Source organism: Aeromonas sp. TS_SC_11 (assembly GCF_057318915.1).
This window is the reverse complement of the sequence record NZ_CM170470.1, coordinates 2091678-2107787: the sequence shown is the minus strand read 5'-3', so window position 1 is coordinate 2107787 and position 16110 is coordinate 2091678. Positions and strand designations below refer to the sequence as shown.

Below are 16110 nucleotides of genomic sequence, written 5' to 3'. Positions count from 1 at the left end.
AAAACCCGCGATAAACGCGGGTTTTTTTATCGGGCCAGGCCCGGGGCACAGATCAGTGCTGGTGACCCTTGCCACCGCAGCCGCCGCCACCACAGCAACCGCCATGACCCTGCTCATCGCCGTGGTCATGACCGTGATCGTGACCATGGCCACCACCACAGCAACCACCGTGCTCATGGCCGTGATCGTGGTCATGGTCGTGACCATGATCGTGACCGCAACCACCGGCACCGTGAACATGGCCGTGAGCCAGCTCTTCGGCAGTGGCGGCACGGACGTCCTTGATCTCGACCTTGAAGCCCAGGGTCACGCCAGCCAGCGGATGGTTGCCATCCACCTTGACGAACGCTTCGGACACTTCAATGACGGTAACCGGACGGTGACCATCGTCAGTCTCGGCCACAAAAGTATCCCCTTCAGACACTTCCATGCCGTCAAACAACTCGCCAGGTACTTCTTGCACCAGGGTTTCGTCGTATTCGCCATAGGCCTGGCTCGGTGCCAGAGTAAGGTCGAACGCCTCGCCCACGCTACGGCCTTCCAGCTCGGCTTCGAGGCCGGAGACCAGATAACGGGTACCGTGCAGATACACCAGAGGCTCTTTACCGACAGTGGTGTCGATGACTTCACCATGTTCGTCAGTGACTGTGTATTCCAGCGTAACCACGCTCAGGGGAGCTACTTTCATGTCAGGGATCCTGCGGATAGAAAAAAACGGGCTCAGAATACCTCAAAAAGGTGGCCAAGCATATGGTCGGGCCCCCTCCGTCATGATGAAAAAGTCATCACTGCGAAACGGGATGAGCCTCACTTACGCCCCCTTTCTGGTTCTGCTGATGACCTCACTCGGGACGAAACACCCCTATGACCTGTTCGGTCTCACGGGTTAGCTTGTCCACCTCGGCCTGAGTCTGCACCTGGGTATCCCCGCAGTCGACACAGGACACCTTCTCGACTCCATGCTCCATATACAGCATCATGGTGTCCATTTTGCCGCATGCTGGGCACACAGCGCCGGCAATGAAGCGTTTTTTACGTCTGGTTTCCATTTTTGTTACCTCCAGGCAGCATCATATCAGGGTTTTTACATGCATCACGCCATCGAATGTCAGCATTTTTCCTCCCCTCACCTGCAGGTCGGCGGCCGCAAACGCTCGCCGTTGGGCCAGTTGCTGCGAATAACCCGGGGCGGGGCGCTGCTGCGACTCGGCCAGCATGAATTGCTGCTGACAGCGGGCAACAGTTTCTGGCTCTGCGCCGATGCCCTCGCCGCCTTCAGCCCGCTGGCAGGCTGCCATTATGATTTGCTGACTTGTTCCCCGCGGGTTGCCCAACCTGCACAGGCAGGCTGGTTGCACCCGACACCGCTACTTGATGCCCTGTTCGACAGCCTGACTCAGTGGCAACGCCCACGCGACTGGCAAGGCGCCTATGGTTATCGCCTGCAGGTGATGCTCGACGAGCTTCAGGCCTGTCCTCTCGCGCAACATGGTGACCAGATGCTGCAAGGCGCCTGGCGGGCACTGGCAGGCCAGCAAACGGGCAGTGACGCCGCCTGGCAGGCGTGCCTCTCCCAGCGAGGCATGACAGATCCGAGCCTAGCGGCCGATGCCCTGAGCGCCCAGTGGCAGCTGCTGCAAGCTGTGCGCCTGCTCAAGAGCGGCAGCAAACGGGAACTGGTGATAGCCAAGCTCGGCTACCGGGACGAAGATGCTCTCGCCCTGGCGTGTCAACACTGGCTGGGCGCCAACCTGGACCAACAAGTGCCCGCCTGATCTCCCCTGATTGCCATGACCCGCACAGACACGCCATAGGGTCAGCAAGGTGAATAAATGGGTGAAATGAGTCCAGTTTTACGGCGCGCGGTCGCTAATAACGGGAGGGCCATTTCGCCTATAATCCTTTATGCTAGGGGCCTGAATTGACTGATACCGTTTTGACTCACAGGACATCTGCCATGAAAAGCAAGGCCAACCAATCCCAGGGCATGTTGCTGTTTCATCTCTCGGCCAAACAATCCTTTGCCATCGGCACCCTCAAGGTGAAGGAGATAGTGCCTTACACCCAGCTCACGGCCATGCCGCACTCGCACCCGACCGTGCTCGGCGCCGCCAGCATGCGGGGCACCACAATCCCGGTGATCGACATGGCCATGGCGGTGGGTTATCGCCCTATCAGCAAGGAGGAGATGCCGAGCTGCTTCATCATCATCACCGACTGTCGCCGCACCCTGGTGGGCTTTCTGGTGCGCGGCATCGACAAGATCACCGAGTGCAACTGGCGCGATATCGAGTCCCCTCCCGCGGCGCTCGGCCATAACGTGTTCGTGACCGGGGTGACCCGGGTCAACGACCAGCTGATCCAGTTGCTGGATGTGGAACTGATACTGTCACGGGTCTACCCGGACGACCCCAGCCACCTCTATCCGGTGCTGACCGATGTGCAGCGGGAGCGGATCAAGCCGATGCGGATCCTGCTGGTGGATGACTCCTCAGTCGCCCGCCGCCAGCTGATGGCCGCCCTCGACTACATCAATATTCCCTACGAAGTCTGCACCAACGGCAAGGATGCACTGGCCCTGATGCAGGCTCGCGCCAGCCAGAAGACTCCCATCGACATACTGGTGAGCGACATAGAGATGCCGGGACTCGACGGCTATGAACTGGCCTTCGAGGTACAGAGCGATGCGACGCTGGCGGGTGCCTACATCATCCTGCACACCTCGCTCTCCAGCGAGATCAGCGTGGAGCGTGCCCATCAGGTAGGTGCCCACGAAGCGCTGACCAAGTTTGAGGCAAACGAAATGGTCCAGGCCATGTTGCGCGGTGCCGAGCACCACGACAGCCTGCTGGCCTGACCAAAATCGGCGAGAAGCGTCCCTTCTCGCCGTGCTTTTCATTGCCCTGATACCTGCTTCGGATCCCCATCATGCTCATAGAGAGTCACTTCCATGCCCCATGGTGGGCGCGCAATCCCCATCTGCAAACCATATTGCCAAAGTGGCTGCGACGAGCCCCCGCCCGCTTCGTGCCAGAACGTTTTGAACTGGCAGACGGGGACTTCGTCGATCTCGCCTGGAGCGGTGACATCAGTCAGGGGGCGCGGCCACTGATAGTGCTGTTTCACGGCCTGGAGGGGAGCATTCACTCCCACTATGCCAAGGGGTTGTTTGCCCATCTGCAGCGCCAGGGGGACGAGGCGGTACTGATGCATTTTCGCGGCTGCAGCGGCGAGCCCAACCGCCTGCTGCAGGCCTATCACTCCGGTGCCATCGAGGATGCACAGGCGCTGATCGCCGAGCTGGGGCGGCGTTTTCCCGGCAAGCCGATGATCGCCATCGGCTATTCACTGGGGGGCAACATGCTGGTCAATCTGCTGGCGCGGGCCTGCCCGAAGGAATTGAAGGCAGCCGTGGTGATCTCGGCACCGCTACAGCTCGACAGCTGCGCCGATCGGGTCAATCAGGGATTCTCGCGGGTGTACCAAAACTATCTGCTGCGCACCATGCGCCATAACCTGCAAAGCAAGATCCGTCGCCAGGCCGAGGCGGGCAAACGCTGGCAGCCCCAGCAGGTACAAGCGATTGCTACCCTGCGCGACTTCGACGAGCAGGTCACTGCCCCCCTGCACGGCTTTGCCAGTGCAGACCACTATTACCAGAGCTGCTCGGGTCTGGGGCTACTGGCACGCATCCCCATTCCTACCCTGGTGATCCACGCCGCCGACGATCCCTTCATGACGGATGCCGTGATCCCGCGGCCGGAGCAACTCTCACCCATGGTGCGTTACGAGTTGAGCCGGCGGGGAGGCCATGTGGGCTTCCTGCACGGCACGCCCTGGCGGCCCCGCTTCTGGCTGGAGGAGCGCATCAGCCAATGGTTGCAGGAGCAGACTCAGGGGGCTATCAGGTAGCCGTTGCGGCCCGTTTCCTTGACCCGATAGAGCGCCTCGTCAGCCCGTGCCAGCATGTCGGCAACCGACTCATCTTCACGCCACAAGGCAATGCCCTGACTCACAGTCACATTGGGGGAGACCTCTGACTGCGCATGGGGAATGGCGCGGGCCGCCAGGGCGGCGGCGATCCGCCAGGCAATGTCTGCGGCGAGCAGGGCATCGGCGCCGGGCAGCAGGATCACGAACTCCTCCCCACCATAGCGAGCCACGACATCGGCTGGCTGTCGCACCGCCTCACGCAGGCAATCCGCCACCGCAATCAGGCAGTTATCCCCTTGCAGGTGACCGTAGTGGTCATTGAAGCGTTTGAAGAAATCCACATCCAGCAGCAGGATGGCAAAGTCACCATGCTGCTGGCGCACCTCGGCCAGGATCTGCTCGCTGACCCTGGTAAAATGGCGCCGATTGGCCAAGCCGGTCAAGGGATCCTGTTTGGCCATGCCATCGAGCTGACGGGCCAGCGCCAGATTCTCGTGTTCCCGAGAGACCGCCAGCACGAACCAGCCGTTCAGCATGCGCCGCCCTGTCTCCAGCAGTATGACGAGGCAGCCTACCGCCAGTCCGTGCACAATGGGAAACGGCACCCTGACAAACAGGGCTTCCAGCAACAGAAAGAGCAAGGGCGGAACGCTGAAACAGTAAAACAGCCGCGCCTCGCAATAGAGGGCGATCAGCGCCGCCATCAGCAGCAAGCTGATAAGGTCGAACGCCAGACTGAAGCCTCCCCTCAGCTCAACCAGGGCGATGGCATAGCCAAACAGTGCCCAGGCAAGGCCCCACAACAGCGCCCCGGCGCACAAGCAGGGCCGCCAGAGCGCCAGCGGCTGCCTCGACAACCAGCGCCAGCACAAGGGAAACAGCAGGCAGGCCAGGGTCATCAGGGCAAGCTGCATCTCATAACGCCAGGGCAGTATGCGGGCAACCACCAGATGGGCATCCTGATAGACATAGAAACGGGCAAGCAGGAACAGGAGTGCCAGCTGGTTGACAGCCCAGAACCAGAACAACCCCTTGCTCAGGACGTGGCGGCGCGATTCGCACAGATGGTGATCAAAGCGAGTGGAGAGGCGACGTTGTTCATCAGTCAGCATGGTCACACCCGCTTGCAGCCCGATAAACTCCTTGCGCTTGCTGACAACCGATAGACAATATCCACACGTTCGTAACTGAAGATGACCCCATGATTATCCCCTGGCAAGACTTGGACTCCGATACCCTCAACAACCTGCTCGAACACTTCGTCCTGCGGGAAGGCACCGAGTACGGTGAGCATGACGTCAGCCTGGCTGACAAGGTCGACGAGGTCAGACAGCAGCTGAAGCAAGGTCTGGCCGTGATCGTCTACAGCGAACTGCACGAGAGCATCAACATAGTGTCAAAAGCGACCTTCAGCAGCGCACCGATGGACGATATACCGGAATAGCCAGGTGATTGCCATCCCAATCTGGGCCTTGCCAGCGCAACTGGCATGATGGCGCAACAAACCTGACAGTTCCCGCCCGGGGTCAGGCCTTTATACCGGACATAAAAATGGCCCGCCGAATCATCGACAGGCCATTTGGGGCAAGTATGAGTACCTTTATAACCATGTAATTAAGCGAATCACACCTTCCTAATAAATAAATTCGCACTGATGAAAAACAGATAAATAAGATGCCGGTCATCCCGGGATAAACCTGCCCTCATATTCCCGGTCAGGGGATAGTCCATAGCAATTACATGAGTATAAAAAAGGCGCTCACATCACCCTATTTACAAGATGTGACCATGCCATAACCTCATAGGATTTCACGCTCATAGCGTTATTCAGCCAGGTCAGCTCAAGGTGCGTCTCTGTTTATTTTTGACGGTAAAACCGGCCCTACTGGTTGGTAAAAAGACATGGGTGAGATGAGCGATAAATTTTCATTCAACGCCCGCCTCCATTATCTATTTACCGACTCACCCCGCCCAATACCATAGTAATGAAAGCCATGATCCCGCATGCGACCCGGATCAAACAGGTTGCGGCCATCCACGATCAGCGGTTGCTTCAATGCCTGCTTGATGGTGGCAAAATTGGGGGCTTTGAAATGGTTCCACTCGGTGCAGATCACCAGGGCATCGGCCCCAAACACGGCGGCCTCCTTGGTCCCCATCAGCCTCAGGTTGTCACAATAGCCATAGAGCTGCTGGGTCTCCTGCATGGCTTCCGGATCATAGGCCTGCACTGTGGCGCCAGCACGCCAGAGGGCCTCCATCAGGGCTCGACTCGGGGCCTCGCGCATGTCGTCGGTATTGGGTTTGAATGCCAGCCCCCACAGAGCGATCGTCTTGCCTGCCAGGGATTCCCCCTGGGCGCTGAAGAAGTCTGACAGTATCTCGAAGAGTCGCGATTTTTGCTGCTCGTTGATGCGCTCCACCGCCCGGATCAGCGGCGTGTCATATTGCAGTTCCTGGGCTGTTGCCAGCAAGGCTTTGACATCCTTGGGGAAACAGGAGCCGCCATAGCCACAGCCAGGGTAGATGAACTGATAACCGATGCGCTGATCCGACCCTATCCCCTGACGCACCATCTCGATGTCGGCCCCGACCCGCTCGGCCAGGCCAGCCATCTCGTTGATGAAACTTATCTTGGTGGCCAGCATGCAGTTGGCGGCGTACTTGGTCAGCTCGGCACTGCGCACATCCATGAACAGGATGCGGTCATGGTTGCGATTGAACGGCTCGTAAAGCTCGCGCATCAGCTGGCGGGACGCCTCGTTGCGAGTGCCGACCACGATGCGATCCGGCCGCAGACAGTCCTGGATGGCGGAGCCCTCCTTCAGAAATTCGGGGTTGGAAACCACATCGAAGGCAAACGACTTGTCCAGTTGCTGCTGAACCAGCTTCACCCTGGCTGTCACCTTGTCGGCTGTGCCCACCGGCACGGTCGACTTGTTGACTATGATGACGGGCTCATCACGATGACGAGCTATGGTGTCAGCCACCTCCAGCACGTGGCAAAGATCGGCAGAGCCATCTTCTCCCGGCGGGGTGCCCACCGCCAAAAACTGCACCTCACCGTGTTTGACGGCCAGGATTGCATCCGTGGTACATACCAGGGCACCACTCTTGATATTACGCTGGAGCAGCGCCTCCAATCCGGGTTCATAGATGGGAACCTGACCAGCCATCAAGTCAGCCACCTTCTGTTCATCGACATCGACACAGATAACCTGATGACCAATATCGGCCAGTACAGTAGCCAACACCAGCCCCACGTAACCACTTCCAAATACAGTAATGTTCATATTGATACAACCAGAATGTCAGAGATGATGCAGTGTTGAAAAATGAGCATTTTTCGGATTTTAAATATTTACCACACCCCTATAAATGGTCGCAGCGTTTAATTGTTACCAGCTGTTTCTGCCCCCTTGCCACCCCGCTTTTATATGAATTTTGACAGTGAATTGTTACCAGCTGTTGCTGAGCCATTGCGGGGCCAATTTTATATACGCTATGTTGAAATTAATGTTTAAGGCCGCCTGTTCTGATGGGCACTGATTAATATTCATTGTTGGATCTCTTATGCAAGACTTTCTGCCATTTTCGAAGCCAGCCATCGGCGACGCCGAAATAAGCGCTGTCTGTGAGGTGCTGAAATCGGGATGGATCACCACGGGCCCGAAGAGTCACGAACTGGAACAGCAATTCTGTGACACATACGGCTGCCAGCATGCCGTTGCGCTCAACTCTGCCACCGCTGGCCTGCACGTCACCCTGATGGCGCTGGGCATAGGCCCGGGGGATGAGGTTATTACCCCGTCACAGACCTGGGTGTCCACCATCAACCTCATCACACTGCTCGGCGCCGAACCCGTTTTCGTCGACGTGGACAGAGACACACTGATGACCAGCGCAGAGCTTATCGCGCCGCTCATCACAGTCAACACCAAGGCCATCATTCCGGTTCACTACGCCGGCGCCCCCGTCGATCTGGACCCTATTCTCAAGCTGGCCAGACAATACGACATCCCCGTCATCGAAGACGCCGCCCATGCCATTGGCACCCGCTATCGGGATCGCTGGATTGGCGCCACCGGCACCGCCATCTTCTCCTTCCATGCCATCAAGAACCTGACCTGCGCCGAAGGGGGCATGCTGGTGACCGATGACAAGGCGCTGGCGGACAAGGTACGCATGCTCAAGTTTCATGGTCTCGGGGTGGATGCCTTCGATCGCATGACGCTGGGCCGTAAACCGCAGTCGGAGGTAATAACACCGGGCTTCAAGTACAACCTGACCGACATCAACGCCGCCATCGCTCTGGTCCAGCTGGCACGCCTGCCCGAGCTCAATGCCAGGCGCGCCGGGCTGGTCGCCCGTTATCAGGAAAAGCTGGCAGGGCTGCCGCTGGCGCCACTCGCCATCCCAACCTACCCCCATCTGCACGCCTGGCACCTCTTCATGGTGCGGGTCGACCCTGAGTGCTGCGGTTTCGACAGGGATCAACTGATGCAGGCGCTGCAAGAGCGCGGCATCGGCACCGGCCTGCACTTTCGCGCCGCCCATACCCAGAAATATTACCGCGAGCGCTACCCCGCCCTCAGCCTGCCTCATACCGAGTGGAACTCATCGCGCCTGTGCACACTGCCACTCTTCCCGGACATGACGCTGGCCGACGTTGACCGTGTGGTCGCGGCACTCACCGACATATTGGAGTAACGACACGTGAACAACACAGATATCAAGCTGGTTTCGGTGATCATCCCCGTTTACAACGAGGAGGCCAGTCTGCCCGTGCTGCTGAGCCGGGTCACCGCCGCCTGTGAGCTCCTGCCTCAGGATTACGAGGTGATCCTGATCGACGACGGCAGCCACGACGGCTCCACCGAGATCATCAGCGAAGCCGCCGCCAACAATGACGGCAAGCTGGTCGGCGTGTTGCTCAATCGCAACTATGGCCAGCATGCCGCCATCATGGCCGGCTTCGAAACCGCCAAGGGAGATCTGGTGATCACCCTGGATGCGGACCTGCAGAACCCGCCGGAGGAGATCCCCCGTCTGGTGGAGGCCGCCATGCAGGGCTATGACGTGGTGGGCACAGTGCGCCGCAACCGCCAGGACTCCTGGTTTCGCAAGACCGCCTCCCGACTCATCAACAAGTCGGTGCAAAAGGCGACCGGCGTCCACATGAGCGACTACGGCTGCATGCTGCGGGCCTACCGCCGCCACATCATAGACGCCATGCTCTGCTGCCAAGAACGCAGTACCTTCATCCCCATCCTGGCCAACAGCTTCGCCCGGCGCACCATAGAGCTGGAAGTCGGCCATGCCGAGCGAGCCCACGGCGAATCCAAATACGGCCTTATGCACCTCATCAATCTGATGTATGACCTGGTCACCTGCATGACCACCACACCGCTGCGCCTGCTCAGCATCGTCGGCAGCCTGGTGGCGGGGCTCGGCTTCACCTTCTCCATACTGCTGGTCCTGATGCGCCTCGTCATGGGCGCCGACTGGGCCGCCGATGGCGTCTTCACCCTCTTTGCCATTCTCTTCACCTTCGTCGGCGTGCAACTGCTGGGCATGGGGCTGCTGGGGGAATATATAGGCCGCATGTACACAGATGTGCGCGCCCGCCCCCGTTACTTCATCCATCAGATAGTGCGCACCGCCACCCCTTCGCAACAGGAAACTGAACAATGAAAGCTGTCGTCTTTGCTTATCATGATATCGGCTGCACCGGTATCGAGGCCCTGCTCGAGGCAGGTTACGAGATCCAGGCCGTCTTCACCCATGCCGACGACCCGAGTGAGAACCGCTTCTTCGGCTCCGTGGCCCAGCTCTGTGCCGAACACGGTCTGCCGGTCTACTCCCCGGAAGATGTCAACCATCCGCTCTGGGTCGAGCACATCAAGGGGTTGGCGCCCCAGGCTCTCTTCTCTTTTTATTACCGCCACATGCTCAAGCAGGAGATCCTGGATATCCCCTCCGCCGGCGCCTTCAACCTGCATGGCTCCCTGTTGCCTGCCTATCGCGGCCGTGCCCCCATCAACTGGTGTCTGGTCAATGGTGAACAGCAAACCGGTATCACACTGCACCAGATGACAATGCAGCCCGATGCCGGCGCCATCGTCGCCCAGCAGGCCGTCGCCATCAAGGAGGCCGACACTGCGCTGACCCTGCATGGCAAGGTGCGCCTCGCCGCCAAAGCCTTGCTGGACGCCGAATTGCCCAAGCTGCGGACGGGCGACATCAGCCTCACCCCGCAGGATGAGTCCAGAGCCAGCTACTATGGTCGCCGCACCCCGGCCGATGGCGAGCTGCACTGGGATAAATCCGCCAGGGATCTCTACAACCTGGTGCGCGCCGTCACCCAGCCCTATCCGGGCGCCTTCAGCTTCGCCGGTGATCGCAAGCTGACGGTGTGGAAGGCAACCCACATAGCCCAGGATAGCGACATGCTGCCCGGCACTATCCTCAGCCAGGATCCGCTGCGCATTGCCTGCGGTGAAGGGGTACTGGAAATCGTGGCCGGTCAGGCGGAAGGGGGACTCTATGTGCGCGGTGCCCAGCTTGCCCGTGAACTGGGCCTGGTGGCCGGCATGCGGCTCGGCGCCAAAGCCAGCAGTGCCCTGCGCAAGGAGCGATTGACCAGGGTACTGATCCTCGGGGTCAACGGCTTCATCGGCAACCACCTGACCGAGCGTCTGCTCAAGGATGGGCGTTACGAGGTCTATGGGCTGGATATCAGCGCCAGCGCGCTCGGACGCTTCATCGACCACCCCCATTTCCATTTCGTGGAAGGGGACATCAGCATCCACACAGAGTGGATCGAGTATCACATCAAGAAGTGCGACGTGATCCTGCCGCTGGTGGCCATCGCCACCCCCATCGAATATACCCGCAACCCGCTGCGCGTGTTCGAGCTCGATTTTGAAGAGAACCTCAAGATCGTCCGCTACTGCGTGAAGTACAACAAGCGCATCATATTCCCCTCCACCTCCGAGGTGTACGGGATGTGCGACGATCACAGCTTCGATGAAGACGAGTCCCGCCTCATCGTCGGCCCCATCCACAAGCAGCGCTGGATCTACTCCGTCTCCAAGCAGCTGCTGGATCGGGTGGTCTGGGCCTATGGCAAGAAAGAGGGGCTCAATTTCACACTGTTCCGCCCCTTCAACTGGATGGGACCGCGGCTGGACAGCCTGGACTCAGCCCGCATCGGCAGCTCCCGCGCCATCACCCAGCTGATCCTGAATCTGGTGGACGGCACCCCGATCCAGCTGGTGGATGGCGGCGCCCAGAAACGCTGCTTCACCGATATAGAGGACGGCATCGAGGCCCTCTTCCGCATCATAGAGAACAAGGGCAACCGCTGTGATGGCCAGATCATCAACATCGGCAGCCCGGACAACGAAGCCAGCATCCTCCAGATGGCCGAAGTGCTGCTCGGCAAGTTCGAGGCTCACCCGCTGCGCCACCACTTCCCGCCGTTTGCCGGTTTCAAGCGAGTGGAGAGCAAGTCCTTCTACGGTGACGGCTATCAGGATGTCTCCCACCGCCGTCCCAGCATCAAGAATGCCCGCCGCTTGCTCGACTGGGAACCGACCATCGAAATGGAAGAGACCATCGGCAAGACCCTGGACTTCTTCCTGCAAGGAGCGGTCAGCACGGGAGTCGAGCATGATTGATGTGGGTCTGCGGATCGACGTTGATACCTTCAGGGGGACCCGTGACGGGGTTCCCCGCTTGCTGCAAACCCTCGACCGGCATCAGATCAAGGCCAGCTTCTTCTTCTCCGTGGGCCCCGACAATATGGGGCGCCACCTGTGGCGCCTGCTCAAACCCCGCTTCCTGCTCAAGATGCTGCGCTCCAACGCGGCATCCCTCTATGGGCTGGATATTCTGCTGGCCGGCACCGCCTGGCCCGGCAAGTCCATCGGCAAGCAGCTGGGCTCACTGATGCGCGATACCGACAGCGCCCGCCATGAGGTGGGCCTGCACGCCTGGGATCACCACGGCTGGCAGACCAATACCGGCCGCTGGGATGAAGCGACGCTTATTCACCAGACAAGGCTGGGGGTGGATGCCCTCAACCAGATCCTGGGGCGGGAGGTGGATTGCTCCGCCGCCGCCGGCTGGCGGGCAGATCCGCTCACCACCCAGGCCAAGGAGGCGTTCGGCTTTCGCTACAACAGCGATTGCCGTGGCAGCGGCCTGTTTCGACCCCTGCTGCAGGATGGCCGACCGGGTACGCCGCAGATCCCGGTCAACCTGCCCACCTTCGACGAGGTGGTCGGCACAGAGGTGACAACGGCGCAGTTCAACGCCTTCATGCTGGACCGGCTCAGCACCCCGCCGCAGGTGGCGCCTCACGTCTACACCATCCACGCCGAGGTGGAAGGGATCGTCATGGCGGATCAGTTCGATGCGCTGCTGGCCGAGGCTAGCGCTCGTGGCATCCGCTTTGTCCCGCTGGGGAGTCTGTTACCCCCTGATCCCGCTCAATTGGATGCCGGACGGCTGGTGCGCGGCACCCTGCCGGGGCGAGAGGGATGGCTTGGCTGCAAGGCCGATGTCTAGACCCTTACTCACATCGCGGACGTCATGATGCGCCATTGCGCTCACCACACAATGCTACAGAGGATGTCATGAAGTTGACCAAGTGGGCCCTGCCCCTGTTCTTTCTCTTGTTTTACCTGCTGCCCCTCGACCAGCGGCCGCTTTGGAGCCCCGACGAGAACCGTTACGCCGAGATAAGCCGGGAGATGGTGAGCACGGGGGATTGGGTCGTGCCCCACTTCCTGGGCTTGCGCTATTTCGAGAAGCCCATCGCCGGTTACTGGTTCAACAGCATCAGCCAGCAGCTGTTTGGTGACACTAACTTCGCCGTGCGCTTCGCCTCGGCCGCCGCCACAGGCCTGAGCGCCCTGCTGATCGTCTGGTTCGCGCTGCAGCTTTGGCAGTGCCGGCGCAAGGCCTTCCTTGCCGGGCTCATCTATCTGTCACTGTTGATCGTCTATGGCATAGGCACCTACAGCGTGCTCGATGCCATGGTCACCCTCTGGCTCAACGCGGCCATGGTCAGCTTCTATCTCATCCGGCAGGAGGGCCCGCTGCGAACCCGGGTCGCCGGCTACCTGCTGTTTGGCCTGGCCTGCGGCATGGGCTTTCTCACCAAGGGCTTTATCGCCCTGGCGGTGCCTGTCATCGTCATAGTGCCCTACGTCATTTATCAGCGCCGCCTGCTCGAACTGCTGCGCTTCGGCCCATTGGCGATGGTGAGTGCCGCCCTGCTGGCCGCCCCCTGGGCCATCGCCGTACACCTGCGGGAGCCCGATTACTGGCACTACTTCTTCTGGGTTGAACACATACAGCGCTTCGCGGCGGATAACGCCCAGCACAAGGCGCCGTTCTGGTACTACCTGCCCATGGGGCTGCTCGGCACCCTGCCCTGGCTGGGCCTGCTGCCCGGCGCACTTCGCAAGGGCTGGCAGGATCGCAAGATAAGTCCTGAGACCCTCTATCTGCTGGCCTGGGTGGTACTGCCATTGCTGTTCTTCAGCGTTGCCAAGGGCAAGCTGCTCACCTATATCCTGCCCTGCTTCGCTCCCCTGGCCATGCTGCTGGCCGCCAGCGCCATGGACAAACTCAAGGAGGGGAAAGCACAGCCATTCAGGCTCAACGCCTGGTTGAACGGCCTGTTCGGCCTGCTGTGCATGGGTATCCTCGCCGTGCTGGCCTTCTCTCCCAGCCACACCGTCTATGGCACCGAAGATAATAGTGCCCTGGCGGTGGCCATGGTCATCTTCGCCGGCTGGGCCCTGCTCGGTTTCATCCAGTTGAAGGATGTCAGCCGCCGCTGGACCCTGAGCGCGCTCTGCCCCATGGTGCTGGCGGTGGGTCTGCCCTGGGCATTGCCGCAATCCTTGATCGATTCCAAGCTGCCGGAGCGCTTCATCGAGGCCAATCAGACAGTGCTGATGGACTCCAGCGCCCTGCTGGCCAACGATGTGGGGCTGGCCTCTTCCCTCGCCTGGGGCACCCGGCGCAGCGAGATCCAACTATTCGACAGCAAAGGGGAGGTGCATTACGGCTTGAGTTACCCGGATGCCAAGGAACGCTACGTGACCCGGGCCGACTTCCCGGCCTGGCTGGCCGAGGCGCGTAAAAACGGCCAGGTTGCCCTCTTGCTGAAGACGGATAAAGACGGCAGCACGGGATCTCTGCCACCGGCCGACGAGACGATAGTGAGCCACCGGCTGACCCTGCTTGTCTACCACGGGGCCCGCTGATGGACATGCTGCTGCTTGTGCTGGTGTGCCTGCTGACCTGCGGCGGCCAGATGCTGCAAAAACAGGCGGTCATCAGCTGGCAGCGCCAGCCATGCAGCCACTGGCAGAAGCTGTTTTCACCCTGGCTCATCGCCAGCGTGGCGGCCCTCGGCAGCGGCATGCTGCTCTGGATCTACCTGCTGCAACGACTGCCGCTGAGCATGGCTTACCCCATGCTCAGCATCAATCTGGTGCTGGTGCTGATTGGCTCGCGGCTGTTTTTTCACGAGCAGATCAGCTACCACAACTGGCTGGGGGCCGGCGCCATCATCATTGGCGCCCTCTTGCTGGGAGGCTTGCTATGAAAGGTGACAATACCGGGGTTGGCAAAGAACCTGCGGTAACGGGGAGGCCCGCGATCAAGGGCTATCTCTATGTACTCGGCAGCATACTGCTGGTGACCCTGGCCCAGCTCGCCATGAAGTGGGGAGTCATGCAGCTGCCAGCCTGGCAGGCCAGCCTCGATATCATGCTGGCTCAGCCGGTGCCGGTGCTGGTCATCACAACCGGAGTGGGCTGCTATGCCCTATCGCTGCTCTGCTGGCTGGCGGCGCTGCACTTCACCCCGCTCAATATCGCCTACCCCCTGCTCAGCACCAGCTATGCGCTGGTCTACCTGCTGGCGGTCACCATACCGAGCTTTGCCGAACCGCTGGAGCCGGGCAAGGCGGTGGGAGTGATCTTCATCCTGCTGGGGGCCGTGCTGGTGGGGATAAAACCGGTGGGCAGGAAACGCAACGCCCATTAACCCATCACGGTTTGGCTCGCAATCCTCCCTGTGCAAGGGCTGCTTCGGCAGCCCTTTTCTTATGATGCGGATCCCTCTGCTCACCCGGCTCACCTCCCTTCGTCGCTGCGCGCCAGGGAACAAGTGTCACGCCAGTGAACCAGTCGGGCGGCGGTACTGACAAGCGGCGTACTTGACCGCACTCTGAACATGCCTTTATAACGGAACTCCCAAGGAAGAGAGAATTCTATGTCGGCCAAGCATCCCATCATTGCAGTCACCGGTTCGTCCGGTGCCGGCACCTCCACCTCCACCAACGCCTTTCGCTCCATGTTTCATCAGCTTGGTTACAAAGCGGCCGTGGTGGAAGGGGACAGTTTTCATCGCTACACCCGACCGGAAATGGACGTGGCGATCCGCAAGGCGCGCGAGCAGGGGCGCCACATCAGCTATTTCGGCCCCGAGGCCAACGACTTCGCGCTGCTGGAGTCATTCTTCCAGGAGTACGGCCAGAACGGCAGCGGCCAGTATCGGCGCTATCTGCACAGCTTCGACGAGGCTGTCCCCTTCAATCAGATGCCGGGTACCTTCACCCCCTGGCAAAATCTGCCGAGCGAGACCGATCTGCTGTTTTACGAGGGACTGCACGGCGGCGTGGTCACAGATGACCACAATGTGGCGCGTCACGTGGACTTTCTCATCGGCGTGGTGCCCATCGTCAACCTGGAGTGGATCCAGAAGCTCATCCGCGATACCTCGGAGCGGGGGCATTCGCGCGAGGCAGTCACCGACTCCATAGTCCGCTCCATGGATGACTACATCAACTTCATCACACCGCAGTTTTCCCGCACCCATATCAACTTCCAGCGGGTGCCGACCGTGGATACGTCCAACCCCTTCAGTGCCAAGGTGATCCCGAGTCTGGACGAGAGTATGCTGGTGATCCGGTTTCGTGGCATCAAGCAGGTGGACTTCCCTTACCTGTTGTCGATGATCGATGGCTCCTTCATCTCACGGATGAACACTATCGTGGTTCCGGGTGGCAAGATGGGCTTCGCGATGGAGCTGATCCTGCGCCCGCTGATCCAGCAATTGCTCGAAACTGGCAAGATCACTTAAGCCAAG

The 16110-nt window shown here is 60.1% G+C and carries 16 protein-coding genes; 12 read left to right on the top strand and 4 right to left on the bottom strand.

From position 1 onward, the window contains the following. Positions 1-52: 52 nt before the first annotated feature. Both AC1P02_RS09975 and AC1P02_RS09970 read right to left on the bottom strand, forming a co-directional pair. Complete coding sequence (locus AC1P02_RS09975) at positions 53-688, bottom strand: FKBP-type peptidyl-prolyl cis-trans isomerase (RefSeq protein ID WP_021138314.1); 636 nt, start codon at positions 686-688, stop codon at positions 53-55. Positions 689-842: 154 nt separating this feature from the next. After that, positions 843-1049 carry a YheV family putative zinc ribbon protein gene (locus AC1P02_RS09970; RefSeq protein WP_485185232.1) on the bottom strand — a complete coding sequence of 69 codons (207 nt, stop codon included), beginning with the start codon at positions 1047-1049 and terminating at the stop codon, positions 843-845. A gap of 39 nt (positions 1050-1088) precedes the next feature. Between AC1P02_RS09970 and AC1P02_RS09965 the strand changes: the two genes are divergently transcribed. From AC1P02_RS09965 to AC1P02_RS09955, 3 genes are all read left to right on the top strand, one after another. Next, on the top strand, positions 1089-1775 hold the full coding sequence (locus AC1P02_RS09965; RefSeq protein WP_485185230.1) for a hypothetical protein: 687 nt from the start codon (positions 1089-1091) through the stop codon (positions 1773-1775). Between the two features lie 182 nt (positions 1776-1957). Beyond that, positions 1958-2857, top strand: coding sequence for a chemotaxis protein (locus AC1P02_RS09960; RefSeq protein WP_005311791.1), 900 nt, complete (start codon positions 1958-1960; stop codon positions 2855-2857). Between the two features lie 71 nt (positions 2858-2928). Beyond that, the gene (locus AC1P02_RS09955) at positions 2929-3912 is read left to right on the top strand and encodes a hydrolase (protein WP_485185228.1); all 984 of its coding nucleotides are present in this window, start codon (positions 2929-2931) and stop codon (positions 3910-3912) included. On the opposite strand, the gene AC1P02_RS09950 is transcribed toward AC1P02_RS09955, so the two are convergent. Next, on the bottom strand, positions 3894-5045 hold the full coding sequence (locus tag AC1P02_RS09950) for a sensor domain-containing diguanylate cyclase (protein WP_485185227.1): 1152 nt from the start codon (positions 5043-5045) through the stop codon (positions 3894-3896). The genes AC1P02_RS09955 and AC1P02_RS09950 overlap by 19 nt on opposite strands. Before the next feature lie 89 nt (positions 5046-5134). On the opposite strand from AC1P02_RS09950, the gene AC1P02_RS09945 reads away from it, so the two are divergent. Further along, positions 5135-5377, top strand: a complete 243-nt coding sequence (locus AC1P02_RS09945) for a YheU family protein (RefSeq protein ID WP_021138320.1) — start codon at positions 5135-5137, stop codon at positions 5375-5377. Positions 5378-5879: 502 nt separating this feature from the next. Here the strand turns inward: AC1P02_RS09945 and AC1P02_RS09940 are convergent. Then, complete coding sequence (locus tag AC1P02_RS09940) at positions 5880-7226, bottom strand: UDP-glucose dehydrogenase family protein (RefSeq protein ID WP_125595989.1); 1347 nt, start codon at positions 7224-7226, stop codon at positions 5880-5882. 280 nt (positions 7227-7506) lie between these two features. Here AC1P02_RS09940 and arnB point away from each other — a divergent pair, with 280 nt between their 5' ends. The 8 genes from arnB to AC1P02_RS09900 all read left to right on the top strand — a co-directional run bounded on the left by arnB (position 7507) and on the right by AC1P02_RS09900 (position 16104). Then, positions 7507-8643, top strand: coding sequence for a UDP-4-amino-4-deoxy-L-arabinose aminotransferase (gene arnB, locus AC1P02_RS09935; protein WP_309265593.1), 1137 nt, complete (start codon positions 7507-7509; stop codon positions 8641-8643). A gap of 6 nt (positions 8644-8649) precedes the next feature. Further along, positions 8650-9627, top strand: coding sequence for an undecaprenyl-phosphate 4-deoxy-4-formamido-L-arabinose transferase (gene arnC, locus AC1P02_RS09930; RefSeq protein ID WP_271772289.1), 978 nt, complete (start codon positions 8650-8652; stop codon positions 9625-9627). After that, entirely contained in the window at positions 9624-11615 is a 1992-nt protein-coding gene (gene arnA, locus AC1P02_RS09925; RefSeq protein WP_485185223.1) for a bifunctional UDP-4-amino-4-deoxy-L-arabinose formyltransferase/UDP-glucuronic acid oxidase ArnA, read from the top strand. The genes arnC and arnA overlap by 4 nt, the downstream gene beginning before the upstream one ends. Next, a complete protein-coding gene (gene arnD, locus AC1P02_RS09920; protein WP_485185221.1) occupies positions 11608-12507 on the top strand; it encodes a 4-deoxy-4-formamido-L-arabinose-phosphoundecaprenol deformylase in 900 nt (299 codons plus the stop codon). The genes arnA and arnD overlap by 8 nt, the downstream gene beginning before the upstream one ends. A 68-nt stretch (positions 12508-12575) precedes the next feature. Then, entirely contained in the window at positions 12576-14219 is a 1644-nt protein-coding gene (gene arnT / locus AC1P02_RS09915; protein ID WP_485185219.1) for a lipid IV(A) 4-amino-4-deoxy-L-arabinosyltransferase, read from the top strand. Beyond that, complete coding sequence (locus AC1P02_RS09910) at positions 14219-14563, top strand: EamA family transporter (protein WP_277735787.1); 345 nt, start codon at positions 14219-14221, stop codon at positions 14561-14563. Before arnT ends, AC1P02_RS09910 begins: the two co-directional genes overlap by 1 nt. Next, the gene (gene arnF, locus AC1P02_RS09905; protein ID WP_485185217.1) at positions 14560-15006 is read left to right on the top strand and encodes a 4-amino-4-deoxy-L-arabinose-phosphoundecaprenol flippase subunit ArnF; all 447 of its coding nucleotides are present in this window, start codon (positions 14560-14562) and stop codon (positions 15004-15006) included. The genes AC1P02_RS09910 and arnF overlap by 4 nt, the downstream gene beginning before the upstream one ends. 228 nt (positions 15007-15234) lie before the next feature. Further along, positions 15235-16104 (top strand): phosphoribulokinase, encoded by an 870-nt coding sequence (locus tag AC1P02_RS09900; RefSeq protein ID WP_005311770.1) that lies wholly within the window; start codon positions 15235-15237, stop codon positions 16102-16104. Positions 16105-16110 lie beyond the last annotated feature (6 nt).